Annotated in this window: 16 protein-coding genes; 12 read left to right on the top strand and 4 right to left on the bottom strand. The window is 53.1% G+C overall.

All coding sequences use genetic code 11. From position 1 onward, the window contains the following. Positions 1 to 9: 9 nt before the first annotated feature. Together IPM52_10765 and IPM52_10760 are read right to left on the bottom strand one after the other, a co-directional pair. Entirely contained in the window at positions 10 to 2,409 is a 2,400-nt protein-coding gene (locus IPM52_10765; protein MBK9292090.1) for an enoyl-CoA hydratase/isomerase family protein, read from the bottom strand. A 21-nt stretch (positions 2,410 to 2,430) separates the two neighbouring features. Beyond that, complete coding sequence (locus tag IPM52_10760) at positions 2,431 to 2,886, bottom strand: MarR family transcriptional regulator (GenBank protein MBK9292089.1); 456 nt, start codon at positions 2,884 to 2,886, stop codon at positions 2,431 to 2,433. Between the two features lie 191 nt (positions 2,887 to 3,077). On the opposite strand from IPM52_10760, the gene IPM52_10755 reads away from it, so the two are divergent. The 8 genes from IPM52_10755 (at position 3,078) to scpA (ending at position 18,478) form a co-directional block, all read left to right on the top strand. Next, entirely contained in the window at positions 3,078 to 4,037 is a 960-nt protein-coding gene (locus IPM52_10755) for a nitronate monooxygenase (protein MBK9292088.1), read from the top strand. A 128-nt stretch (positions 4,038 to 4,165) separates the two neighbouring features. After that, entirely contained in the window at positions 4,166 to 4,564 is a 399-nt protein-coding gene (locus IPM52_10750; GenBank protein MBK9292087.1) for a hypothetical protein, read from the top strand. Between the two features lie 92 nt (positions 4,565 to 4,656). Next, positions 4,657 to 6,900 (top strand): TonB-dependent receptor, encoded by a 2,244-nt coding sequence (locus IPM52_10745; GenBank protein ID MBK9292086.1) that lies wholly within the window; start codon positions 4,657 to 4,659, stop codon positions 6,898 to 6,900. 258 nt (positions 6,901 to 7,158) lie between these two features. Further along, entirely contained in the window at positions 7,159 to 11,517 is a 4,359-nt protein-coding gene (locus tag IPM52_10740; protein MBK9292085.1) for a CusA/CzcA family heavy metal efflux RND transporter, read from the top strand. Continuing rightward, the gene (locus tag IPM52_10735) at positions 11,514 to 12,629 is read left to right on the top strand and encodes an efflux RND transporter periplasmic adaptor subunit (GenBank protein ID MBK9292084.1); all 1,116 of its coding nucleotides are present in this window, start codon (positions 11,514 to 11,516) and stop codon (positions 12,627 to 12,629) included. Before IPM52_10740 ends, IPM52_10735 begins: the two co-directional genes overlap by 4 nt. Before the next feature lie 113 nt (positions 12,630 to 12,742). Continuing rightward, positions 12,743 to 14,251 (top strand): hypothetical protein, encoded by a 1,509-nt coding sequence (locus IPM52_10730; protein MBK9292083.1) that lies wholly within the window; start codon positions 12,743 to 12,745, stop codon positions 14,249 to 14,251. 171 nt (positions 14,252 to 14,422) lie between these two features. Beyond that, on the top strand, positions 14,423 to 16,303 hold the full coding sequence (locus IPM52_10725) for a methylmalonyl-CoA mutase small subunit (GenBank protein ID MBK9292082.1): 1,881 nt from the start codon (positions 14,423 to 14,425) through the stop codon (positions 16,301 to 16,303). Positions 16,304 to 16,324: 21 nt separating this feature from the next. Further along, positions 16,325 to 18,478, top strand: a complete 2,154-nt coding sequence (gene scpA / locus IPM52_10720) for a methylmalonyl-CoA mutase (GenBank protein MBK9292081.1) — start codon at positions 16,325 to 16,327, stop codon at positions 18,476 to 18,478. 281 nt (positions 18,479 to 18,759) lie between these two features. Here the strand turns inward: scpA and IPM52_10715 are convergent, their stop codons facing one another. Further along, entirely contained in the window at positions 18,760 to 19,140 is a 381-nt protein-coding gene (locus tag IPM52_10715; GenBank protein MBK9292080.1) for a holo-ACP synthase, read from the bottom strand. 93 nt (positions 19,141 to 19,233) lie between these two features. Then, positions 19,234 to 20,424, bottom strand: a complete 1,191-nt coding sequence (kbl, locus tag IPM52_10710; protein MBK9292079.1) for a glycine C-acetyltransferase — start codon at positions 20,422 to 20,424, stop codon at positions 19,234 to 19,236. A 148-nt stretch (positions 20,425 to 20,572) separates the two neighbouring features. Here kbl and mnmA point away from each other — a divergent pair, with 148 nt between their 5' ends. The 4 genes from mnmA to IPM52_10690 all read left to right on the top strand — a co-directional run bounded on the left by mnmA (position 20,573) and on the right by IPM52_10690 (position 25,650). Then, positions 20,573 to 21,640 carry a tRNA 2-thiouridine(34) synthase MnmA gene (gene mnmA, locus IPM52_10705; protein ID MBK9292078.1) on the top strand — a complete coding sequence of 356 codons (1,068 nt, stop codon included), beginning with the start codon at positions 20,573 to 20,575 and terminating at the stop codon, positions 21,638 to 21,640. 67 nt (positions 21,641 to 21,707) lie between these two features. Continuing rightward, positions 21,708 to 24,671: a histidine kinase gene (locus IPM52_10700; protein ID MBK9292077.1), complete on the top strand. Its 2,964-nt coding sequence runs from the start codon at positions 21,708 to 21,710 to the stop codon at positions 24,669 to 24,671. Then, complete coding sequence (locus IPM52_10695; GenBank protein ID MBK9292076.1) at positions 24,664 to 25,065, top strand: response regulator; 402 nt, start codon at positions 24,664 to 24,666, stop codon at positions 25,063 to 25,065. Before IPM52_10700 ends, IPM52_10695 begins: the two co-directional genes overlap by 8 nt. A gap of 198 nt (positions 25,066 to 25,263) precedes the next feature. Beyond that, complete coding sequence (locus tag IPM52_10690; protein ID MBK9292075.1) at positions 25,264 to 25,650, top strand: hypothetical protein; 387 nt, start codon at positions 25,264 to 25,266, stop codon at positions 25,648 to 25,650. Positions 25,651 to 25,718 lie beyond the last annotated feature (68 nt).

Raw genomic sequence — 25,718 nt, 5'->3', positions numbered from 1 at the left:
TTTTAGGTTTCAGTTACGCAGAATTTTTCCGGTTGTGATCAGGCTTTGCATGCGTTCGAGGGTTTTGCGCTGCATACACAGTTCCACAAAAGCCTTGCGCTCGAGGTTGAGCAGGTATTGCTCCGACACTTCGGTGAGGGCAGCCGACACATCGCCACCGGCCATAACCCAGCCGAGTTTTTCGGCGATGAGTTTGTCGTGCTCGCTCATGTAGTTGGCTGTGGTAAAGCTGTCGGCGCCCACATAAACCATTCCCATGGCTTCGCGGCCCAGCACTTTGATGTCGGTGCGGGGCAAGGGGCGTGTGTATCCTTTTTCGGCCATTGCAAGCACAGCCTTTTTGGCCTGAGCCAGCTGATGTGCACGCGAAACGATCACCTCGTCGGTGCCTTTGCGCAGGTAGCCCAGATCGAAGGCCTCGTAGGCCGAGGTGGAAACTTTGGCCTGGCCGATGGTCAGAAAGCGTTGCTGAAATGCGTTGATACGCACATCGCCCTCCTTGAGCTCATCGGACAGCCGCAGGGCAAATTCTTTGACACCTCCGCCGCCGGGGATAAGTCCCACACCAAATTCGACAAGCCCCATATAAGTCTCGGCATGGGCTATCACCTTATCGGCATGCATGCACACCTCGCAACCTCCGCCAAGCACCATGCCGTGCGGAGCAGCCACCACAGGCACGGAGGAGTAGCGCAGGCGCATGGTGGTTTTCTGGAACCATTGCACAGCGAGGTCAAGCTCATCGAAATCCTGTTCCACAGCATACATGTAAATCATGCCCACATTGGCGCCGGCCGAAAAGTGTTCGCCCTCGTTGTAGATGACCAGCCCGGCATACTCGCGCTCGGCCAGGTCGAGGGCCTTGTTGAGTCCTTCGAGCACACCCTGGCCGATGGTGTTCATCTTGGTATGAAACTCCACGGCCAACACGTCGTTGCCCAGGTGATGGATGGTAGTATCGTTGTTGTGCCACAGTTTGGAACCGCTGAGGCTGCGCAGGCTGAGCAGGTTTTCCTGACCGGGAATCAGTGCATAGTCGCCCAGATCGGGGCGGTAGCAATAACGCTTTCCTTGCCTGAGTGTGTAGAAGCTATGGATGCCTTTGGCAAGCATTTGATGCACCCAGGGTGCCGGGCTAAATCCCTCTGCTTCCATGGCTTGCAGTGTTTGCTGCACGCCCAGGGCATCCCAGGTTTCGAACGGGCCGAGCGCCCAGCCAAAACCTGCACGCATAGCGTCGTCCACACGGTAGAGCTCATCCGAGATCTCCGGGATGCGGTGCGAACTGTAAGCCAGCAGACTGTAGAAGTTGAACCGGAAAAACCTGCCCGCCTTACCTTTGTCGGCCAGCAGCACGGGCAGGCGTTCAGCAAGGTTGTTCAGGTTTTTGGTTTGGTCGATGATGCCAAGCTTAGGCTTGGGCGCATCTTCATATTCCAGGCTGGAAAAATTGAGCGAAAGAAATTTCTTCTCGCCGTTTTCGGTCACCTTTTTGAAGAACCCCTGCCCTGTTTTATCGCCCAACCATTTGTTTTCAAGCATTTTAGCCAGCCAAGCTGGGGTGGCAAAAGCCTCCTGTGCTTCGTCGGCTGCCTGTTGGCGAATGTTTTCGGCTACATGCAGCAAGGTATCCAGCCCTACGATATCGACTGTGCGGAAAGTGGCTGATTTGGGGCGACCGATAAGCTGGCCGGTAAGTTTGTCAATTTCAGTTACATTGAGGCCGAACTCCTGCACATGATTGAGCAGGTTCATAATGGCATAGGTGCCGATGCGGTTGGCAATGAAAGCCGGGGTATTTTTGGCAAGTACGGCAGTCTTGCCCAGAAACCTTCCTGCATAATCGTTCAGAAAATCAACCACTTCCGGCAAGGTGTCGGCCGAAGGGATGATTTCGAACAGTTGCAGATAGCGGGGTGGGTTGAAAAAATGTGTCCCGCAGAAATGTTTGCGGAAATCGTCGGACCGGCCCTGGGCCATGGCTTCGATGGAAATACCGCTGGTATTGGTGGTGACCAGGCTGCCCGGCTTGCGGTATTTTTCCACGCGTTCAAATACCTGTTGTTTGATGTCGAGGCGTTCGGTAACCACCTCGATCACCCAGTCGCATTGCGCAATTGACGGCATGTGGTCGTCGAAATTGCCGGTGGTGATGCGCCTGGCAAAACTGCTGTGATAGAGCGGCGAGGGCTTCGAACGGATGGCCTGTTCCAGATTTTTTACCGCAATCCGGTTGCGCACAGCTTCATCCTTGAGGCTCAAGCCCTTGGCGGCTTCCTCCGGACTTAGTTCGCGCGGCACAATGTCGAGCAGCAGCACCTCGAGGCCGATGTTGGCAAAATGACAGGCAATACCGGAACCCATGATGCCGGAACCCAGCACGGCTACTTTGTTGATTCTTCGTATCATAAATGATTGTTTAAGGATGTGCTACAATTCTTCGTCTTCCACCTCATATCCTTCGGCCAGCCTGCCGGCTTCGGTGCGAATGAGCTGGCATACCCGGATGAACGCCTCTGTATCGCGGGGATCAAGACCTGCAAAGAGCTTTTTATTGAAATCGATCACCACCTGCCTCACCTTGCGCCGGAGCTGCTGACCTTTTTCGGTGAGAAAAACCATGACCACACGTCGGTCGCCGGTACTTTTTTTGCGGTAGATCAACCCATCCTGCTCCATGGTTTTCAACAGGCGCGTCAGGCTGGTGGCACTCATGCCCATCATGGGTGCGATGCTGGTGGCAGCAATGCCATGGTGAGGCACGTTGATCAGCACATAGGCCACGCCCTGGGTGGTGCCCAGCTCTGCCGCCATGATATTGTACATGCGCCTCATGGCAAACAAAGCTCCGCGGATGTGGTAATCAATGGTTTCGCTGATTCGCATGGAAAATTTATTATGCACGCATGGCAAATTTATAAGGAAACCTTACTTTAGCGCAATCGTTTTCTGTGAAAAATTCACAACAAATGAAAAAATGCGGTTTTTAACGGGACAGACAAAGGTTTTTCAGGAAAGAAAAATCTCAACAGTTTGTTTTTCAGTTATTTAAACACGCATTGTACATTGCGTAACAGATGAGCACTTCAAAAACTACTTTGGCACAGATGCTGGGAATCCGGCACCCCATTTTGGTGGCACCCATGTTTCTCATTTCGAATGTTGCGATGGTGAAAGCGGCGCTGGATGCCGGAGCCACTGCGGCCATACCGGCGCTTAACTTCCGCAGCCCGGAGGAGATGACTCAAGCCATCAAAGAAATCCGCCGGCACAGCGACAAGCCTTTTGGCATCAATCTTATTGTCAACCGGTCGAATCCCAAATACCGCGCCCAGCTTCAGGCGCTTATGGCGCAACCCCCTGATTTTGTGATCACTTCGCTGGGCAGTCCTGCCGAAGTGATTGACAAATGCAAGCCGCTGGGCATCAAGGTGTTTTGCGATGTGACAAATCTTGAGTATGCACAAAAAGTAGAGAAACTGGGCGCCGATGCGCTGATTGCCGTAAACAACAGGGCCGGCGGACATTGCGGCCCGCTGGCGCCTGAAACGCTCATGCCGCTGCTAAACACCCATTGCTCAATTCCGGTGATCTGGGCCGGAGGAATTGCACTGGCAGGGCATGTCAGCGAGGCACAGCAGCTTGGTGCAGCAGGGGTTTCGGTGGGCACTGTATTCATAGCTACACACGAATCACCTGTGTCGGAGGACTATAAAAAGGCGCTGGTAGAATATGGCGCCAAAGACATTGTGCTGACCACCCGCCTCTCGGGCAGCCACCTCACTGTGATCCGCACACCTTACTTCGAAGCCCTGGGCGACAAACAAACCTGGCTCGAGCACCTCTACAAACAACACAAATGGGTACGTAAATACCTCAAAATGATCATCTTTGCTTCGGGCATGAAAAAAATTGAACAGGCCGCATTCAAAGCCACCTACAAAACCATTTGGGTGGCAGGCCCTTCAATTGAACATGTGCATGCCATCCGGCCACTGACCGAAATTGTACACGAATTGGCAAAAGGCTGGCATTGATGCCACACCATGCAATAGCCGGACAAGCTGACATGCCGGGGTCATATTGCAAAAGACTACTTGTTTTTATTCAGGAAAATGAACCGGTCTTTTGTTTTACCAAAGCCGAAACCGTCTAATTTTGGGTTGTGGAAGTACGCCCGGCCATTAGATCTGCACTGATTGCACTGATAATTTTTGCCTCGCTGGTGCAAGGCTCGGGCAGGCTGTTTATCCTGATCAATTTCAAGCTGCACCAGGCTTACATTGCCAGGGTGCTTTGCGAGCAGCGCGAGGTGGCCAACAACCAGTGCCAGGGTAACTGCCACCTCAAAAAAGAGCTCCGGAAAAGCGAAGACCGGGAGAGAAAACAACAGCCTCCGGTCATCCAACTCAAAGAAGTGCTGCTTTGTCCACCTCCGAAACATGGCAACAGCATGGCAGAATTAGTTCGGCCCATCGCCAAAAAGATTTTTCCGGATTGCAATCCTGATATCCTACGCGGCGCCTGCCTTTCAGTATTTCATCCGCCTGAAAATCAGTTTTAAATCTCTTTTCAAGATGCTTTTCTACCCTGACAGTTTAATTTGATTGTCGGGCTTTCTGTCTATTTCTCACTTCTTAAAACTCATTTACAGGCATGAAAAAGTATTTGTTTATTGTGCTGCTGTGGCCCTATTTTGCCTTGGCACAGCAAACGCTGAAACTTACCATAGGCCCTGAAAAAGAGGCGCTTTCCCATGCACATTATGTGTACGGAACCCAGAAGGGAACAGCAAATGAACAGGGAATCATTACACTCAAACCTATTGAGGGTGCGAGCCTCGAAATCACACATCTGAGCTCGGGTTATCAGCTGATAGGCCCGGAAGAACTGAAAAGCGCACTTGCCGCCGGCGAGCTGCAGCTGGCCAGGGGAACCGGCTATCAGTTGCAACCGGTTACAGTGATCGCTTTGCGGCCGTCGAAGCCGCAACAGGAGCTGCTTCCGGTTGGTTATTATGGTGCCATTGCACACGATGCGGGGGCTTTTCTGCTCTCGAACCCGGTGGTGGCGGGCATACGAAAAAGCGGGGCATATGGGGTGGATCCGGTGCTACGCGGTTTCAAATACGATCAGATCAACATCATCCTCGACGACGGACATACTGCCCTGGCCGCGTGTCCGAACCGCATGGACCCTCCTGCCAGCCAGATCCCGATGAATATGACCGGTAGTGTGGAAATCCTTAAAGGTCCGCATGTGCTCCGTTATGGAAATACAACCGGAGGCACCATTCACTTCCGCAGCAACCCGCCGGAGTTTTCGGACCATCTGGCCCCCATGGCACGCGTGACGATTGGCTATGAGTCGAATGGTGAAATTGTACGCAGCGAGCTGATGGCTGGCATCAACAGCCGAAATATTCAGGCTCAGCTCTTTGGTACAGTTTCGCAGGGTGGCAGCTACACCTCGGGCAAGGGCGACGAAATCCCTGCCGCGTTTTATCGTCAAAGCGCGGGTGCCCGAATCTCGGCCAAACCCGCCGGCAATCAGCTGTTGCAAATCAACGTTTTCAACAACCGCGCCAGGGATACCGATTTTCCCTCGCTTCCCATGGACCTGCGTTCGGACAACACCTGGATGCTCAACCTGCGCCACGAATTGGAGAGCAAAGAACAGACTTTCAAGGCCTTGCGCACACAGGTAAATGCCAGCATGGTGGATCATGTGATGGACAACCTCACCCGCCTCATCAATTCCCGCACCATGGATGCCAGAACGTTGGCACAGACATCATTTGCCGGTTTTCGAAGCGAAGGGGAATTCAGCTTCGGAAAAGGAGTGATGTTTGCCGGCATCGACGCCCGCAGTGAGACATCCTCTGGCGAGCGTACGCGCAAGATGCTCATGGGACCAATGGCCGGAAAAGAATTCAAGGACAACATCTGGCAGGATGCTGTGGTCAACAGGTCAGGTTTGTTTGCCGAATACCGCCAGAGCTTTGGCGCATACAACTTTGTAGGAGCCATGCGGCTCGAATACCTGAGTGCCCGGGCCGGCAAAGCCGACGACAAGTTTAGCTCCACCTACACTCAACTTGATGCCAACCAGCTGTTTCCATCGCTGAGTGCCGGGGCTTCGCGGCTGCTGAATCCCAACTTTAGTGTTTCGCTCTGGCTGAGCCGCAGCATGCGCGGCGCGGGCATAGCCGAACGCTATATCAACTTCCTCCCCATCGGCCTCGATCCTTACGAAATTGTGGGCAATCCATCGCTGAAGCCCGAAGTGAACCACCAGGCAGATATTGAACTGCAATACCGAAACAAAGGACTGTTTGCCGTTGTAAGTATCTTCGGTACCCTACTAAATGATTACATCAGCCAGGAGAAAACGGACATGCAACCCAGGCTCCCTTCCTCACCCGGGGTGCGTCAGTTCCGGAACATCGACAGGGCCAGCATGACGGGTTTCGAGTTTCAGCTGAAGAGCAAACTGCCGGCCAGCCTGACCGCCGGCTTGCAGATGGCTTACGTGCGTGGCCAAAACCTCAGCCTGGAGGAACCCCTGCCTGAAATCGCCCCGCTGGATGCACGCATTTTTTTACACGGAAGCTATGCCAAAGGCAAACTCACACCTGAGCTAAGCCTGCGCACTGTTGGCAAACAAAGCCGCATTTCGAACAACTTTGGCGAAACCGAAACCCCCGGATTCACCCTGGTTGATCTTGCCGTTTCGTACCAAATTGCCAATAGCTTCTACCTCAAACTGTCGGGCACCAATCTGCTCAACGAAAATTACTACGAACACCTGAGCAGGGCCATGAGGGTGACCACGCCACCCACACCGCTCTATGCTCCGGGCCGGAGCCTGAATGTGCTGTTGAACTACCGCCTCAATTGATGATCCATTGCACCAGCGGCTTCAACTACCAGACCCTCCAAGGCCGGAAAGCTCTCTGAAACTTGTGGCGGAGCATTCATCCTCAGCAAGCGGGATGGGATAAATTGCCCGAAACATTGGCGCACCAGGGCTTTCCGGCCGTTTTTTATTCAGGCAGCACCAGAAATTGAAAGAGCAGATCTTTTCAAAAAGTGAAAAAGTTACACAACAGGCGAAGGATTTTAAACCGGATTATTTCAGAGCTTTGCCTATCTTTGGATGGTCGAATTACCCAAACAGCAAACCAGGTTGAAAACCATCATCACTTTTAGTTTGCGCTACAAGACGATGGTGCTTCTGGCCACCGCCTCGATTGCACTTTTTGGGCTGTATGCCTTGTTCAATCTGCCTATAGGCGCAGTTCCGGATGTTACCACCAATCAGGTGCAGGTGATAACGACCACGCGCAACCTAAGCACAGCCGATGTGGAGCGCTTTATCACCCAGCCTGTGGAAATTGAGATGGCCAACTTGCCTGGCCTGGTTGAGCTCAGGTCGGTATCCAAATTCGGTTTGTCGGTTGTCACAGTCGTTTTTGACGACAGGATGGGCACCTATCTGCCCCGTCAGCTTATTGCCGAACGCATCCAGGCCGCGGTCGAAAATATTCCGCAAGGCTTTGGCAGCCCGTTTATGGGTCCCATTTCGACCGGTCTTGGGGAGATCTACCAATACATCCTCGAGGTTGACCCTGAATATCAGCATCTTTACACAGCCACCGACCTGCGCACCATACAGGATTGGGTAGTAAAACGTCAGCTTTCGGGCATACCCGGGGTAGTGGAGGTGAATACCTGGGGCGGATTGCTGAAACAATACGAAGTGGCTGTCAATCCGGTCAGGCTCAGGGCTGCCGGCGTGAGCATCACTGAGATATTCGATGCCCTGGAGCGCAACAACAGCCTGGCCGGAGCAGGATATATCGAAAAAAACCAACAGGCTTACTTCATTCGTAGCGAAGGCCTGATCGAAAACCTCGACGAACTGCGCGAGGTGGTTGTTGCCAGGCACGGCAACCTGATTGTCAGGCTTGGCGATGTGGCCGAAATTCGCGAGGGCAGCGCCACCCGTTTCGGGGCCATCACCGCCAACGGAGAAGGCGAGAAAGTGCTCGGGCAGGTGATGATGCTCAAGGGCAGCAACTCCAATGAGGTGATTAAAGCGGTCAACGAAAGGGTTCAGCAAATTTCGGGCAGCCTGCCGCCCGGCATCCGGATCAACGGCTTCCTCGAGCGCAGCAAGCTGATCAGCAAAACCACCACTACCATAGCCGAAAACCTCATCCTTGGATTTTTGATTGTGATGTTTGTGGTGGTGTTGCTCCTTGGCAACTGGCGTTCGGGCCTGCTCGTGGCTTCGGTGATTCCGTTGAGCTTATTGTTTGCCATTTCGATGATGTATTTGTTTCATATTGATGCCAACCTCATGAGTCTGGGCGCTATCGACTTTGGCATCATCATCGACGGCACGGTCATCATTGTGGAGTATGTGGCGTTTCAGATCAGCCGCAATGCGGCCGAGCTGGGCCTGCTTGCAGGCAAGCCCTTGCGCCGGCGCATGGACGAGATCACGGGCGATGCCACGCAGAAGCTGAGCCGATCAGCCTTATTTGGCCAGTTGATCATCATCATTGTGTTTATCCCGATATTATCGCTCACCGGCATCGAAGGCAAGATGTTCCGACCGATGGCGCAGGTATTTGTGGCTGCGCTGGTGGGTGCCATGATTTTCGGATTTACCTACGTCCCTGTCATGTCGGCGCTTTTCCTGAAACCAGGCGGTGGTCATTCCCTGGCTACCAGGCTGATTGCCCTGCTCAACAAGGCTTATGTACCCAGCATCAACTGGGCTTTGAACCACAAAAAGCTTGTGTTGGGCGCTGCTTTGGCCGTGCTGCTTGCCACCGGAGTTCAGTTCGTTCATCTTGGAGCTGAGTTCGTTCCCACGCTCGACGAGGGCGATTTTGTGATTCAACCCGTCTTTAAAACCGGAACCACACTCAGCGAGACCATCGGGATGACCACAAAAATTGAGACCATACTGAAAAGCTTTCCCGAAGTGGATCAGGTGGTCAGCCGCATCGGGGCAGCCGAAGTGCCCACCGACCCCATGTCGATGGAAGAAAGCGACATCATCATTACCCTCAAACCCCGAAAAGAATGGGTGACAGCAAAGACCAAGGACGAACTGGCAGATGCATTCAAAGAAGCGCTGAATGTTTTTCCAGGTGTGGAGATCGAATTCACCCAACCGATTGAAATGCGTTTCAATGAACTGATTACGGGCACAAGAGCCGATGTAGCCATAAAAATATTTGGTGAAGACCTCGAGATGCTCAACAACCTTGCCCAGCGCATCAAAATCCTGGTGGAGGATGTGGAAGGTATTGGCGATATCGTGGTGGAAAAAACCACTGGTCTGCCTGAGTATCTTATTCGACTGAACAGGTCGCAGCTGGCCCGATATGGATTGACCACCGACGAAGCAAACAAAGTAATCAGCATCGCCTTTGCCGGACTCAAGGCGGGCGAGGTTCTTGAGGGCGAGCGGCGTTTTGATCTGGTATTGCGCTATGATAAACCTTTCAGAAAGAACGACATAGATCTTGCAAACATCATGGTTCCCGTGGGAGGAGGGCTTGAGATACCGCTATCAGAACTTGCCGAAATTGTGCCCGGTGAGGGGCCAGCCAAGATCTCGCGCGACAACGCCCGCCGCAGGGTAGTGGTGGGCATCAATGTGCGCGGACGCGACATGGAATCGGTGGTGCAGGACGTGCAACAACGCATTTCATCCTCCATCGTTCTGCCCGAAGGGTTCACTATAGCCTATGGCGGACAGTTTGAAAATCTCCGCATGGCAAGGCAGCGGCTCAGCATAGCCATACCGGTGGCGCTTTTGCTGATATTCATCATGCTGCACCTGGCTTTTGGCAACTTCCGCGACGCCATACTTATCTTTACCGCCATCCCCATGGCCGTGGTCGGAGGGGTTTGGCTGCTCTGGCTCAGGGGAATGCCCTTCAGCATTTCGGCCGGTGTGGGCTTTATTGCGCTTTTTGGAGTGGCCGTACTCAACGGCATAGTGCTGATCGAACACTATCATGCCCTGAGCGCCAAAGGCATCACCGATCTGCGCACACTCATCGTGCGGGGTGCAAGCGAACGGATGCGTCCGGTATTGCTCACCGCCATGGCAGCTGCACTGGGATTTCTGCCCATGGCCATCTCGCAATCGGCCGGAGCCGAAGTGCAACGCCCGCTGGCCACTGTAGTCATAGGCGGCTTGTTTACCTCCACATTTTTAACCCTTATCGTTCTGCCTGTGTTATACTGTGTTATTATCCAGCGCTCTGAAAAAATGTTTATGTCAAAAAAATCCATTTACACTATTATTCTGCTGATGCTTGTTTCCTCAACGGTTCCTGCCCAGTCACCCGGAGCCGACCTCGCCGTGGAGCGCGCACTGGCAAATAATCCGGGACATCAGGCAATACGCAAACAGCTTGAAGCAGCAGAAGCAGCCATCCCCCTGGCTTTGTCACCGGAAAAGCCCATAATTTACTATTCGCTCGACAAGAATAACCTGGCATCCAACGATCTGCCCCTTAATGTGTGGGGCATCAGCCAGCAGATCGCATGGCCGGGGCTGATAACGGTAAGGCATCAGTTGGCCAAAACGCAATACGAGAAGGCCACGCTCATGTTGCAAAAATCGGCCGCATCACTCGAGCTCGACGTGCGCCTGGCGTATAACGACTGGCAATACCGGCATGCCCTTCAGCAAATATACGAGCGGCTGTCCGGAATAGAAAAACGCGTGCTTGAGCTGGTAACCAAACGCGTGGACGAAGGTGCGCTCACCCGCCTCGAACTGCTGATGGCCCAGGCCAATTACAACGAGATTGCACTGGCGCTTTCCGAAGCGGGCTACCAAACGCAGCAATCCAGAAAAAGGCTCGAAGCCCTGATTGGCACAGACCTCGACCTGCCCGCACCCGACAGCCTCGTGCCTATGCCCTTCCCGGATACAGCTTCCCATCAGGGCGTTTGGAATGTATGGTCTGATAACTTATTGAAGCACAATAAACTCCTGCTAAAAAGCGAAAACAGGCAATGGCTGCCTGACCTGGAACTGGAATATTTTTCCGGAACCAACAAATTGCTCCATCCCACCAGGATCGACGGTTTTAAAATCGGGTTGAGCCTGCCACTGTGGCTGTTCCCGGCAACAGCCCAGTATAAAACAGGCAAACTGCAGATGCAATCGCTTGAACTGCAACTGCAACAGGCACAGAGGCTTTATGATTTGCAGTTTTTCGATCTAAAACAGAACCTGAAGATGTCGGGCAGCCACCTGCGCTTTGCCAGGCAGCAAAGCCTTGATCTGGCCTCAAAGATCGAAAATACAGCCTTATTGGCCTACGAAAACGGAGATGCCGACCTCGACACCTACCTCATGGCCTTGTCGAAAGCCCTGAAAATTCGCAGGACGTTCAGCGAGGCTATTCACCAATACAACAAAAGCGTCCTGGAATATATGTTGCTGCCAATTGTAAATACTTTTATGGAACAATGAACGCACAGGTTTTTCAATCGTTTGTCTGCTTTGGCCTGCTTTCCCTGCTGGCCGCATGCGGGCAAAAAACAGCCCCCGAAACCGGTGAAGTCAGCTCACAGATTGCTGTCGAACAAAAGATATTTGCTGAGGCGGGAATGGATACGGTGCGCCTGGCCGATACGGTATTCAGCGATTATTTGCGTTGCTCCGGACAGGTGGATGTCGATCCATCAGGAAGAGTGCTCATCAGCAGCCTGACAGGCGGGGTGGTATCCAGTTTTGACGTGCCCGAAGGCCAGCAAGTGCGCAAAGGCAGCGTGCTGTTTTACATTGAAAGCACAGAAATTGCTGATTTGCAATACGATTACCTCGAATCTCAGGCACAGCTCCAATTACTCGATACCCAGCTGGCACGCGCCCGCCGTCTTGCCCAGGGCGATGCCACCAGCCAGCGCGAACTGCAACAGGCCGAAACAGCTTATGCCACAGCCAAAGCGCGACATGACGCATTGCAGCTTAAAATGGACCTGCTGAAGCTCAAACCGGCCACCGAAGGCATAGCGGCTAAACTGGCTTTTCGCGCCCCGTTCGACGGCATCGTGGCTAAAAGAATGGCAATCAACGGACAACATATGGCAGCCGAGCAGGCCATAGTGGAACTGATCGACGATTCAAGAAAAACCCTTCAATTGCAGGTGATTGGCTCGCAACGCGCCCAAATCGAAATCGGTCAAAAAGTATTGCTCACAGAAGCCGTAGGACAAATGCCGGACATCGAAGCGGAGATCAGGCATATTTCGCCTGTTGCCGATCCAACGACTTCCGCTGTGGGGCTCATTGCCACATTTACAAAAGGCGACCTCCGGAAACTGCCCGTCGGCGCGCCGGTACAGGCTGCCATCCTGACCCGTTCCAGGCCGGTGAAATACCTGCCTTCGACAGCCATTGTTCCCCATGAAGGCAAACGTTTTGTGCTGGTTCTGGACAAGGTAGCAGACGAAATGATGTATTTCTCCCCCGTGGAAGTGACTACCGGACAAACCATGGGTGCACTTACCGAGGTTCTCTCGGCCGAAAAGCTACCCCCAAAACCCGTGATTGGGAAAGGCGGATTCCAGCTGCTGCAATAAGGCCACTCGCCTGAACGTTACGCTGCCATAATGCCATAAGCTTGTTGGCAGGGGGCCGTCGCCCATGCGACTTTCGGACATGGATGCCCGATAAAACCTTACTTTTGCCGGTGATGAAGCTGTCGCGACTGTTCATTCTGCTCAATCTTTTGCTGCTGTGCGGAGCGCTCACTGCCCAGCAGCGCACCACCATTCACGTGGAGCGAGCCAGACTGCAGCGTTTCGACCGGCAGCTCGGCCCCGATACCGAGCGCCTCATCGGCAATGTGATCCTGCGACAGGACAGTACCTTATTCTATTGCGACAGCGCCTACCTCAACCAGCAAACCCGCAACTTTGAAGCCTTCGGCAACGTCCACATCAAGATAAGCGACACGCTGAACATCTACAGCGACCGCCTGCTCTACAATGGCGAAGCCCGCACTGCCGAACTGTTTGGCAACGTGAAACTGGTGGACGATACCACCACCCTCGAAACCCAGTACCTCATCTACAACAGGCTGACACGACTGGCTACTTACCCGAATAACGGACTGATAACCAGCGGCGAAAACAAACTGAAAAGCAAACGCGGTTACTACCGCTCCGACCTGAAAACCTTTTATTTTGCCAAAGACGTCGAGCTGATCAATCCCGAGTACACCATTTACAACGATACCATGGTGTATAACACCAATTCCGAGATGGCGTACTTCTACGGTCCTACCCTCATCCGGGGCGAAGAAAGCAATATTTACACCGAATACGGCTGGTACCATACCGGCCGCGACCAGGCAAGGCTCACCAAAAACAACCGCCTCGATACCCAGCAACAAACGGTGAAGGCCGATGACATCTTCTACGACCGTACCATCGGGTTTGCCGATGCCAAAGGGAACGTCTCCATGACAGACACCACCAACCGGCTGATTGTGGAAGGCGATCTGGGCAAACTTTGGGAAGACGAAGGCCGCTCATTTGTGACCGGCGAAGCCAGGCTGCTCTCCTACGACAAAACCGACACCCTTTATATGCATGCCGACACCTTGTTCAGCTTTTTTACCAAAGAGCGCGATGTAACCATGTTCAAGGCATACTACGGGGTGCGTTTTTACCGGCAGAGCATTCAGGGCCTGTGCGACTCCCTGGTGTACACCACCGCCGACAGCACCATGCGCATGTACAAACAACCCGTGCTCTGGAGCGACGAAAACCAGCTCACAGCCGATTCGGTTTTTATCACCAACCGCAACAACCAGCTCGACTCGCTGGTGCTGCACAACAATGCCTTCATCGTTTCGCTCGACAGCATCAAAGGCTACAACCAGATCAAAGGCAAGACGATGATCGGCTGGTTTGAGAACAACGAACTCGACCGCATTTTCGTGGACGGCAACGCCCAAACCGTGTATTGGGTGCGCGAAAACGACGGCACCCTTATCGGTATCAACCTTGCCAAATCGAGCACCATGCGCATAGAGCTCGAAAACCGAACCATCAAACGCATCATCTACTTTTCCGCCCCCACCGAAGTAATGTATCCGGAAAACGAACTGCCGCCGGGCGAGGACAAACTCAAAGGTTTTCAATGGCTGGAGGAGCTCCGCCCGCTCAACAAAAACGACATCTTCAGGCGGAATTGATTCCCGACCACCTGCTGCGCCTTACAACCTGATATTGTGAAATATTTAACAATTCTGCGGTCCGAGCCGGATAACATTGGTTTTTTTACCTTAATTTTGCCGCCAAACCCGCTGAATTTCAGGGCAAAGTAAATATGTTGCTGATTTTCAGCAAAAAACAATTTAATGCGTATGGAACAGGAAATCAATAAGCTGTTCGCCGAGTTTCCACCGGTCAGCACGGAAGAATGGGAAGTGCAGATCATCAAAGACCTCAAAGGCGCTGATTACGAAAAGAAACTGGTTTGGAAAACAGCCGAAGGTTTTTCGGTCAGGCCCTACTACCGCATGGAACACCTCAACGAAGTTCCTTGGCGTCACAACCTGCCCGGAAGTTTTCCGTTTGTCAGGGGCAACAAACCCGCAGGCAACGACTGGCTGGTGCGCGAAGACATTGTGGTGGACGACATTGCCACCGCCAACGAAAAGGCGCTTGCCCTGCTCATGAAGGGCGTGGATGCCCTGGGATTCAGGCTCGATTGCAAAAGGTCCTACACCATAGACGACATCGAGGCGCTGCTGAAGAATATCCGTGTTGACATTGCGGAAGTTAATTTCAGCAACTCGCCCGACCAGTTGAGCCTCGTCCGGTTTATGGATCAGCTGGTGCGCAAATACAACCGCCTGCCGGAAAAAGTACGGGGATCGGTGGAATACGACCCCCTCGGCCGCTTCAGCCGCCGCGGAAAGTGGTACGACAACGAAGAGGCCGATTTCAGTCTGGCCTACGAGCTGGCCAAAGCTGCCGAGCGTCTTCCGGCATTCAGGGTATTGAGTGTCAACGGCAGGCTTTTTGCCAATGCCGGAGCCACCATCACCCAGGAAATGGCCTTTACCCTGTCGATGGCTGCCGAATACCTCACCCGCCTTACCGATAAAGGCCTGTTTATCGGCCAGGTAGCCCCGAAAATGAAATTCAACCTGGCGGTGGGTTCAAATTATTTCATGGAAATGGCAAAAATCAGGGCCTACCGCCTGCTGTGGGCACACCTGGTGAATGCCTACGGCCTCAACGATGCCATGAACGGCCGGATGTTTATCCATGCCGAAAACAGCACCTGGAACTTTACTGTGTACGACCCCTACGTGAACATGCTGCGCACCACCACCGGCACCATGTCGGCTGTGCTGGCCGGGGTTGATTCGTTCCGTGTGCTGCCTTTCAACGAAGTGTTCGAGCCGACCACCGAATTTTCGGAACGCATTGCGCGCAACCAGCAACTGGTGCTGCGCGAAGAGTCGTATCTCGACAAAGTGGCCGACCCGGCAGCTGGTTCGTTCTATCTCGACAAGCTTACCGATACCCTGGCCGAAGAAGCCTGGAATCGCTTTTTGCAGATTCAGGACGAAGGCGGATATGTGGAGGCCATGCGTAAAAATGTAATTCAGCAAATGCTGGCCGACACCGCCCGCAAAAGGCGCGACAATGCGGCCAACCGCAAGGAAATTTTGCTGGGCGTAAACCAATATCCCAACTTCACCGAACGCATCACCAAACCCCTCGACCCCGCCATCTTTGCCCCAACCGACCAGGCAGCCGCCGATGCCGAGATCAGCACCATCAAAACATGGCGCGGCGCCCAGGAATTTGAAGCCCTTCGCTATCAGACTGATATGTACAGCCTCGCACACAAACGTCCGGTGGCCTGGATGTTCACCTTTGGCAACCTGGCCATGCGCAGGGCACGTTCCACCTTTGCATGCAACTTTTTTGCCTGCGCAGGCTATGAAGTGGTGGACAACAACGGTTTTGCCAGCATTGACGAAGGCATAGCCGCTGCGCGTAACGAAAAACCGGAAATTGTGGTCATCTGCAGTTCCGACGAAGAATATGCCACCATTGCCCTTCCCATCTTCGAGGCATTGAAAAACGAGACTATCGTTGTGCTGGCTGGCTATCCCGCCGAACTGACCGAAACCCTCAAAGCAGCTGGTTTCGAAAACTTCATCCACGTGCGCTCCAATGTGCTCGAAACCCTGAAAGGTTTTCAACAGAAACTTGGAATTGCCTAACCCACCAAACACCAACGAAAGATGAAACCCAACTTCAGAAACATCAACATAAAGAATGCTCCGGCAATCAACGACACCGAGGCATGGGAAAAGCAGCACGGCATAGCGCCTACATGGGAAACCCCCGAGCACATCATGGTGAAGCCGGTTTACACGGCCAACGACCTGAAAGGCGCTGAACATCTGCACTATGCAGCCGGGATACCGCCATTTTTGCGCGGACCTTACAGCACCATGTATGTGATGCAGCCCTGGACCATCCGCCAGTACGCCGGATTCAGCACCGCCGAAGACAGCAATGCATTTTATCGCCGCAATCTGGCAGCCGGACAGAAAGGTCTCTCGGTGGCTTTCGACCTTGCCACACACCGCGGCTACGACTCCGACCATGAGCGTGTGATTGGCGATGTGGGCAAAGCAGGCGTGGCCATCGATTCGATCCTCGACATGAAGATCCTCTTCGACCAGATTCCGCTCAACAAGATGTCGGTTTCCATGACCATGAACGGTGCCGTCTTGCCCATCATGGCCTTTTATATTGTGACTGCGCTTGAGCAGGGCGCAAAACTCGAAGAGCTCAGCGGCACCATTCAGAACGATATCCTTAAGGAGTTTATGGTGCGCAACACCTACATCTATCCGCCCGAGGCCAGCATGCGCATCATTGCCGATATCTTTGCCTACACCTCGCGCCACATGCCCAAATTCAACAGCATCTCCATCTCGGGCTACCACATGCAGGAAGCGGGTGCCACGGCCGATATCGAGCTGGCCTATACCCTGGCCGACGGTCTCGATTACATCCGCACCGGATTGAAAGCCGGGCTTGAGATTGACGCCTTTGCTCCCAGGCTTTCGTTCTTCTGGGGTTTGGGCATGAACCACTTTATGGAGATTGCCAAACTGCGTGCCGCCCGTATGCTTTGGGCCAAGATTGTCAGGCAGTTCGATCCGAAACTTGCCAAGTCGATGGCCTTGCGCACCCACACCCAGACCTCGGGCTGGAGCCTGACGGAACAAGACCCGTTCAACAATGTGGCGCGCACCTGCATCGAAGCTCTGGGGGCTGCCCTCGGACACACCCAGAGCCTGCACACCAATGCCCTGGACGAAGCCATCGCCCTGCCCACCGACTTCTCGGCACGCATTGCCCGCAACACCCAGATCTATTTGCAGGAAGAAACCTACATCACCAAAGTGGTTGACCCCTGGGGCGGCGCATATTATGTGGAAAAACTGACGCACGAACTCGCCCATAAAGCCTGGAAACATATCGAAGAGATTGAAGCCATGGGCGGCATGGCCAAAGCCATCGAAACCGGCCTGCCAAAGATGCGCATCGAAGAAGCTGCCGCGCGCAAGCAGGCCCGCATCGACGCCGTGAAAGACGTGATTGTGGGGGTGAACCGCTACCGGCTTGAAAAAGAAGACCCCATCGACATCCTCGACATCGACAACACTGCCGTGCGTCAGGCACAGATTGAACGCCTGAAACAGCTGCGTGCCAACCGCAACGAGGCCGAAGTGCAGGCGGCCCTGGATGCCATCACCCATGCCTGTGCCACCGGTGAGGGCAACCTGCTCGAACTGGCAGTGGACGCCGCCGCCAAACGCGCCAGCCTGGGCGAGATCAGCATGGCCTGCGAAAAGGTATTCGGCAGGTACAAAGCCGTAATCCGCTCTATATCTGGTGTTTATTCAAGCGAGAGCGGACAAAACGAAAGCTTCAGAAAAGCCCAGGCCATGGCCGACGAGTTTGCCAGGCTCGAAGGACGCCGCCCGCGCATCATGATAGCCAAAATGGGACAGGACGGTCACGACCGCGGCGCGAAAGTGGTAGCCACCGGCTATGCCGATATCGGCTTCGATGTGGACATCGGCCCCCTGTTTCAAACTCCGGCAGAGGCAGCACGTCAGGCCGTGGAAAACGACGTGCACGTGTTGGGGGTGTCGAGCCTGGCCGCAGGCCACAAAACCCTTGTGCCCCAGGTGATCGAAGAACTGAAAAAACTCGGGCGCGAAGACATCATCGTCATCGTGGGCGGTGTGATCCCTCACCAGGATTACCAATTCCTCTACGATGCCGGCGCAGTGGCCATCTTCGGACCGGGAACGGTGATCTCCGAAGCCGCCATCAGCATACTCGAAATCCTGCTCGAGATGCACAAACAATAACAAACTGATTTTTTGTTTTCCGCATCCAACAACTGCAGGGCTTCAGGGTTCTGCAGTTGTTTTTTTGAGGCTGCCAAGTGCAGCTTTTCTCGCTTCTGACAATCAGGCGCACACAGGAACAATCGCTTTCCCTGAGCAAGCCGCACCGGAATGGAACGCATGAGAAATTTCTACGAAAGTCACCCCAGGATATAAAAGTTCTGTTGATTCAATGATGCTGCCCTGCAACGGAATCTGCGCGCAAATCATGCCGGGAGCCACAACAACGAACCCTCCCTGGGTTAATCTCCTTTTTCGATGACCACGAACGCATTGGCCATCTCCTTCACGTGCGAGATGCTCAGGTGAATGCGGCTGAGGCCTTCTTTTTCCAGATATTCCTTCACTTTGCCGGAAAACTCCAGCACCGGTTTTCCCAGCGCATCGTTGAGCACTTCCACTTCGGTAAAGGCCATGCCGAAGCGATAGCCCGTGCCCAGGGCTTTGAAGAATGCTTCTTTTGCGGCAAAACGCGCTGCATAATGCTGAAAACGCGTACTCCGGGCCTCGGCATATTCCTGCTCGCGCGCCGTAAAGAGCTTTTCCTTCAGGCCGGTTGTGTTCGAGAGCTGGCGTTCCATCCGGCTTACTTCGATGATGTCTGTCCCTATGCCGTAGATCATGGTTGGGCTTGTTATTTATGATCAGCTCGCTGTGGTAATCAAAAAAACAGGCCGGGAGTAAGAACCGCCGGCCCGTCTGTATGTGCCTTATTATTACTTAATTACACCCAGTTCGCGGCCCACTTTGGTAAATGCGGCAATGGCTTTGTCGAGGTGTTCTTTTTCGTGCGCTGCCGAGAGCTGTACCCGGATGCGGGCCTGTCCTTTGGGCACCACCGGATAGTAGAAGCCAATCACGTAGATGCCTTCGTCGAGCAGCCGGGCAGCCATCTTTTGCGACAGCGGTGCATCGTAAAGCATCACCGCGCAAATGGCCGACTGGGTGGGCTTGATATCGAACCCGGCTGCCAGCATTTTTTCCATGAAATAGACCGTATTGGCATGGAGTTTTTCCTGCAGCTCGTTGGTTTCGTCCATCATCTCGAACATTCGGATGCCGGCAGCCACCACCACAGGCGGCAGGGAGTTGCTGAACAGATAGGGGCGTGAGCGCTGGCGCAAAAGTTCGATGATTTCCTTCCGGCCTGTCGTAAATCCGCCAATGGCACCGCCAAAGGCTTTCCCCAGTGTACCGGTGATGATATCCACCTTGCCGCGGATGTTGAACAGTTCGGTTACACCCCTGCCGGTTTCGCCCACCACACCAGCCGAATGGCACTCGTCCACCATCACCAGGGCGTCGTATTTTTCGGCCAATTCCACAATCTTATCCATCGGAGCCACATTGCCGTCCATCGAAAAAACGCCGTCGGTCACAATGATGCGGAAGCGTTGTGCCTGTGCTTCAATGAGTTGCCTTTCCAGATCTTCCATATCGGCATTGGCGTAGCGGTAGCGCTTTGCCTTGCTGAGCCGCACCCCGTCGATGATGGAGGCATGGTTGAGCGCATCGGAAATAATCGCATCCTCTTCGCCAAACAGCGGTTCGAAAACGCCGCCATTGGCATCGAAGGCAGCAGCATAAAGGATAGTATCTTCCGTACCAAAAAACTCGGCCACCTTGCGTTCGAGGGTTTTGTGCAGGTCCTGGGTGCCGCAGATAAATCGCACCGAACTCATGCCAAATCCATGGGTATCAAGGGCTTTTTTTGCTGCTTCAATCAGCTTTGGGTTGTCGGACAAGCCCAGATAGTTGTTGGCGCAAAAGTTGAGCACACGCTGACCGGTGTTAAGGGTGATTTCGGCGTTTTGCGGACTCACGATGATGCGTTCGCTTTTGTACAGGCCTGCCTGCCTGATGGCTTCGAGCTCCTGTTGCAAGTGTTGTTGTATCTTACCGTACATATGCTGTTTTGTATTGGTTTACAGATGGATGCGGTTTGTTAATTGAATCACCAAAGGTACGCTTTTTCACCGGCATTGCAAACCGTTGCGCCGGCAACAAGGGCCTGTTTGGTCAAAATGACGAACTTTGCACCGCAAACTGAAACTCATGGAAATAGCCGCTTTGGTTTCCGGCGGAGTGGATAGCTCGGTCACCATCCCCTTGCTCAAGGCACAGGGCTTCGATCCGGTGATCTTTTATATCAAGATCGGCATGGAAGATGTGCCAGGCTATACCGATTGTCCGTCGGAAGAAGATATCGAGATAACTTCCTATATTGCAGACAAATACGATTGTCATTTCATCACTGTTGACCTGCAGAAGGAATATTGGGAACGGGTGGTGGCCTACACCATTGATGCGGTGAAAAAAGGCCTGACCCCTAACCCCGATGTGATGTGCAACCGGATGATCAAGTTTGGCGCCTTCGAAGAGCGCTTTGGCAACCAGTTCGATCGCATCAGCACAGGTCATTACGCCCGCATTCTGGAGCAGGACAATATACGGTTACTGGGGTGTGCAGCCGATCAGGTAAAAGATCAGACCTATTTTCTGGCACGCATCACCCAAAGCCAGCTCAGCAAGCTGATGTTTCCGCTGGGCGACCTGACCAAAGCCGAGGTACGCGCCATAGCCGAAAAAATGCGCCTGCCCTCGGCACATCGCCCTGACAGCCAAGGGATCTGCTTTTTGGGAAAGATCAATTACAACGAGTTTATCCGCCGGTACACAGGCGAGCGCCCGGGAAAAATCGTGGAGCTCGAAACAGGCAAGGTCCTCGGACAGCACAAAGGTTTCTGGTTTCATACCATCGGTCAGCGCAAAGGACTGGGCCTCAGCGGCGGCCCCTGGTACGTGGTGAAAAAGGATGTAAACGAAAATGTGGTGTATGTTTCAAATGCCGTCCATCCCGAGTCGCTGCTTTCGGATCAGGTATGGCTCACCGACATGCACCTGCTGCACGACAGCTTCCGTCTGGAAGAAGGCCAGCCGGTGCGTTTCAAGATTCGTCACCAGCCCGACTTTTACAAAGGTACCGTCCGGCTCAGGCAAGGAATGCTGATGTTGCAGTCGGCGCAACCTATTGCCGGCATTGCACCCGGACAGTTTGGGGTTGTTTATCACCCCGAACTGCCCTATTGTCTCGGCAGCGGGGTGATTGCCGAGGCGCCTTAAAAAACACCTGTTTTTTTGTTTTTCGCACTCCGGCTTGTTACATTTGTGGCAACAAGCCCATTGCGACATGCGCAACCTGAGCCTGCTTCTGGTATTGTTTTTCGCATCCGGAATCACCCCCCTGGCCGGTCAAAACCATTTTTTCCGAAAATACGACAGCCGCCAGGGCCTGCCATCCAGCGAGGTTTACTATGGCCTGCAGGACGATGACGGCTATATGTGGTTCAGCACCGACCACGGGCTGGTGCGCTACGACGGGTATCAGTTCAAGACATACGATGTGTACGATGGCCTGCCGGAGAATCCGATTTTTATTCTTCATAAGGACTTCCGCAACCGTGTTTGGTTTGTCACACTCAACGGCTTGCTTGGTTACCATCACAAAGGCAGGATCTATCCCTACCAATTCAACGACAAACTCCATTCCTACATTTCCGACACCCTGAGGGCTACCTACAACCTCATCACAGACTATGAAATAGACCACCAGGGCAGTTTGTGGTTCTCGCTGCGAAATACCGGGCTTTTCAGGATCGATAGCTCTGGCCAGATCATGAAGATGAATCCGCGTAGAAAAAACCGGACAACAATGCTGGTTCCGGCTGCCGACGGGCGACTGATGATTGATTTTGCAGCCCTGCCCATCTCCGACACCCTCATCGTGCAATGGCCCGATGCGCCTGCTGATACCTTTAACGTAAGCAAGTATTTCAAATCCAAGATCTTCGTTCATCACTACAACCTGCTGCATCAGGGGCCGGACATCTACTATTCCGAAAAAGATGTGCTTTTGCATATCCGCAAAGGCCGCATCGTTGGCGCCCGCAAGCTACCCTATGCCATCATCCGCATGGGTTTCGACCACGACGGACGCATCTGGCTATCTACACAAGGGGGCGGAGGTAGACTGCTGGACAGGGAACTCAATGAAATTGAAGTATTTCTGGACGGCGAACCCATCTCGTCGTTCTGCCGCGACCAAGAAGGCGGATTATGGTTTACCTCGCTCAACTCGGGTATTTTCTACATCCCCGAGCAGCAAAACAAGGTGATTGTGCCGCCAAATATGTACCGGCAGGACAAAATAATTGATCTCAAATACGACAAAAAAGGCACCCTCTGGTATGCCTCTTTTGCCGTTTTCGGAGGTTTTGATGCTTCACAAAACCAAATCCACCGGCTTAAAACTGCGGGCGATACCGTCATCAGCGCCATCCAGCCCGATCCGGATGGCCGCAGGTTATGGGTGGGAACCAACAGGGGGTTGTTGTGTCTTGATACGAAAACAAACACCTATTTGCCAATTATGGCAGCACTGAGGCAGCCCTGGAAGAATTACGGAGTGAAAAATCTGCATATGGATACCACGAGCGGGATATTGTGGGTAGGCACTTACGCCGGATTTTATGGATTAAAAAATGGAGATATCTGGGTGCCAAACACCGGAGAAGGAATCACCCACAGGGTCGAAGCTCTGGAGACAGCACCAGACGGCAGGGTGTTTGTAGGCAGCCAGAAAGGTTTGTACCTTTATGCCAATGGCAGGCTTGAAAAACAGCTTCAGTTTGGTCTTCCTGAAACACGCATCACAGCCCTGAGGTACCGCAACGACAGCTTGTGGATTGGTACCCGTCAGGCCGGCCTGATGCTGCTTACTCCCGATACCCTGATTAAATTCGGCAGGCAAAGTGGTTTGCCCTCTTCTTCGGTTTCATTTCTTGAGTTTAAAGGCAATCTTCTGGTGGCCGGAACCAACAGAGGCATCTCGATTGTTGCTCCTGATCACCGCAGTGGCGACAGCCTCAGGCTGATACAAAACATCACGGCGGGTTATGGACTGCTTGCCAACGAGGTTTCGGCCATGACCGTGGGCAACAACCGCATCGTGGCCGCAAGTGCCGGGTTTATCAGTTTTCTTGTCCCCGATACCAACCTGCTCCAACGCATCCGCATGCCCTGTCACATAACCGCTGTTGCGGCCGGCCGACTGCAAGTTAGAGATTTTGACCAGCGAATTGAATTAAAGTATAGCGATAACAATCTAATAATCAATTATTTCGCCATATCCTTTTTCCTGCAGGAACGTCATACCTACAGGCATCGGCTGCTGGGGCTGGAAAGCGAATGGGTCGTCAACCAGCAAACGACTGCCGCCTATCCTTTTCTCCCACCAGGAAATTATGTGTTCGAAGTAGAAGTAAGAAACCCTGATGGCAGCTGGTCGCCGGCATCTGAGAAGATTTTTGTCCGTGTGCTGAAACCTTACTGGAAACAATGGTGGTTTATCGCCTTGATGGTGCTGACAGGCATCTTGCTTATGTCGGGCATTGTTTACCTGGTGGGTCGTCAGATTCTGAGGCAACGCAACTTGCTCAACGACATGTGGCGCTTCCAGCAGGAGGCTTTGGCCTTGCAGATGAATCCACATTTCATTTTCAACGCCCTCAACACGGTGCAACGTTTCATTGTCGAAAACGACAAGCTGGCTTCGAGCCGCTATCTTTCGCGCTTTGCCGGGTTTATGCGTGCCATGCTCGATAATGCCCAAAAACCCGACACCAGTCTGGCTGCCGAAATGCAGCTTTTGGGCCAATACCTTGAGCTCGAGTCGGCACGGGCGCATCAAAGTTTCACCTACGCGATTACGTGCGACCCGCAGATAGACACCGAAAAAACCTTGATCCCTGTATTTCTCATCCAGCCCCTGGTCGAAAATGCCATACAACACGGCCTGAAAGCGCTCGAAAGCGGCGGAAAAATCGAGCTGCGTTTCAGGCTGGAGGGACAAGACCTGCTGGCTGAAGTTGAAGACAATGGCATTGGGCGGGCCGCAGCAGCCAAACTGCGTCCGGAAAAAAAGTCCTCGCTTGGCCTGCCCATCACCGAAAAAAGGATATTTTTGATCAACAAAAGCAGACAAACCCAAATCAGACTCGAAATTACCGACCTGTTCTCGGAATCGGGCCAAGCTGCCGGAACCCTGGCCAGGCTCCGCTTTCCGGGTCACGCAAAAACCAAAACGCATGGATAAGCTCAGAATAGGTATTGTGGACGACGAACCCGATGCGGTGGCACTTCTGGAAATGATTGTCAGGGAATACTGCAAAGATGCCGAGGTGGTTATGACCGCCAACCTCATCGACCAGGCCTGGGAAAAGATTAAACAAACCGAACCTGAGCTGGTTATTCTGGATGTGGATATGCCCAGGGGTACGGGTTTCGACCTGCTTGAGCGCTTCCCAATCCGCCGTTTCGACGTCATCTTTGTTACAGCTTATGCTAAATTCGAATCAAAGGCTGAGCGATACGGCGCTTATGATTATCTGCTGAAACCAGTTGATATTGAGCATTTTGCAAAGATTATTGAGCGTTACAGATCCGAAAGGAGCCAGCGCCCGCGGCAAGCTTTCCGGCTTAGCCATTAATTGCTAAAAAAACTCCCCCCTACCCCGTAATTCACTTTCTCCCTTAAGTGTCCGGTACCGAACAGTTGGTGTACGAACCATTTCGTTCACAAGACATTAAGTTTGCTTGTATTATTGCAAAACATTGATTTGGTGTATATTGTAACTTTTGGCATGGTATTACGTCATAGGAAGTGTAACAAAAAAACACTTCATACCATGAAAACAGCAACCTTCCTTATCGGCACCATGCTCATGCTTTCATCGTTTGGCCTCAGGGCCGGCAACTTTGTCCACAATGACGAAACATACATCGACGACATTCCATTCGACACCAGGGCTATTTTCGATTCGGTGCAGGCCAGCAGGTTTACGGCCGAGTTTCGTCCATCGGAGGAACCCTATGTGGACGACATCCCGTTCGACACCCGCAGCATTGCCACACAGGCGCTTTCGGAACAGGCCCTCAATCAGCGGTTTCGCATGCCCGAAGAGGCTTATATCAACGATATTCCGTTCAACACCAAGGTAATTGCCTCGCGCCACATGTATAACAACGGGCCTGGCATGAGTGGCGGAGTCATCCGGTTTGTATTTATCCGTTGATTGATTGTAATCGACACCATGAGACCAAAAAAGGCCACCATTTCCGGCGGCCTTTTTTATTTGATTGA

Source organism: Bacteroidota bacterium, assembly GCA_016715945.1.
In the GTDB taxonomy this organism is placed as follows: Bacteria; Bacteroidota; Bacteroidia; order Bacteroidales; family F082; genus JALNZU01.
This window is presented reverse-complemented; position numbering and strand designations above follow the sequence as displayed.

Excerpts from the sequence above, each read along its gene's own strand:
- IPM52_10765 (MBK9292090.1), bottom strand. The coding sequence starts at position 2,409 with ATGATACGAAGAATCAACAAAGTAGCCGTGCTGGGTTCCGGCATCATG.
- IPM52_10760 (MBK9292089.1), bottom strand. The coding sequence starts at position 2,886 with ATGCGAATCAGCGAAACCATTGATTACCACATCCGCGGAGCTTTGTTT.
- IPM52_10755 (MBK9292088.1), top strand. The coding sequence starts at position 3,078 with ATGAGCACTTCAAAAACTACTTTGGCACAGATGCTGGGAATCCGGCAC.
- IPM52_10745 (MBK9292086.1), top strand. The coding sequence starts at position 4,657 with ATGAAAAAGTATTTGTTTATTGTGCTGCTGTGGCCCTATTTTGCCTTG.
- IPM52_10740 (MBK9292085.1), top strand. The coding sequence starts at position 7,159 with ATGGTCGAATTACCCAAACAGCAAACCAGGTTGAAAACCATCATCACT.
- IPM52_10735 (MBK9292084.1), top strand. The coding sequence starts at position 11,514 with ATGAACGCACAGGTTTTTCAATCGTTTGTCTGCTTTGGCCTGCTTTCC.
- IPM52_10730 (MBK9292083.1), top strand. The coding sequence starts at position 12,743 with ATGAAGCTGTCGCGACTGTTCATTCTGCTCAATCTTTTGCTGCTGTGC.
- IPM52_10725 (MBK9292082.1), top strand. The coding sequence starts at position 14,423 with ATGGAACAGGAAATCAATAAGCTGTTCGCCGAGTTTCCACCGGTCAGC.
- scpA (MBK9292081.1), top strand. The coding sequence starts at position 16,325 with ATGAAACCCAACTTCAGAAACATCAACATAAAGAATGCTCCGGCAATC.
- IPM52_10715 (MBK9292080.1), bottom strand. The coding sequence starts at position 19,140 with ATGATCTACGGCATAGGGACAGACATCATCGAAGTAAGCCGGATGGAA.
- kbl (MBK9292079.1), bottom strand. The coding sequence starts at position 20,424 with ATGTACGGTAAGATACAACAACACTTGCAACAGGAGCTCGAAGCCATC.
- mnmA (MBK9292078.1), top strand. The coding sequence starts at position 20,573 with ATGGAAATAGCCGCTTTGGTTTCCGGCGGAGTGGATAGCTCGGTCACC.
- IPM52_10700 (MBK9292077.1), top strand. The coding sequence starts at position 21,708 with ATGCGCAACCTGAGCCTGCTTCTGGTATTGTTTTTCGCATCCGGAATC.
- IPM52_10695 (MBK9292076.1), top strand. The coding sequence starts at position 24,664 with ATGGATAAGCTCAGAATAGGTATTGTGGACGACGAACCCGATGCGGTG.
- IPM52_10690 (MBK9292075.1), top strand. The coding sequence starts at position 25,264 with ATGAAAACAGCAACCTTCCTTATCGGCACCATGCTCATGCTTTCATCG.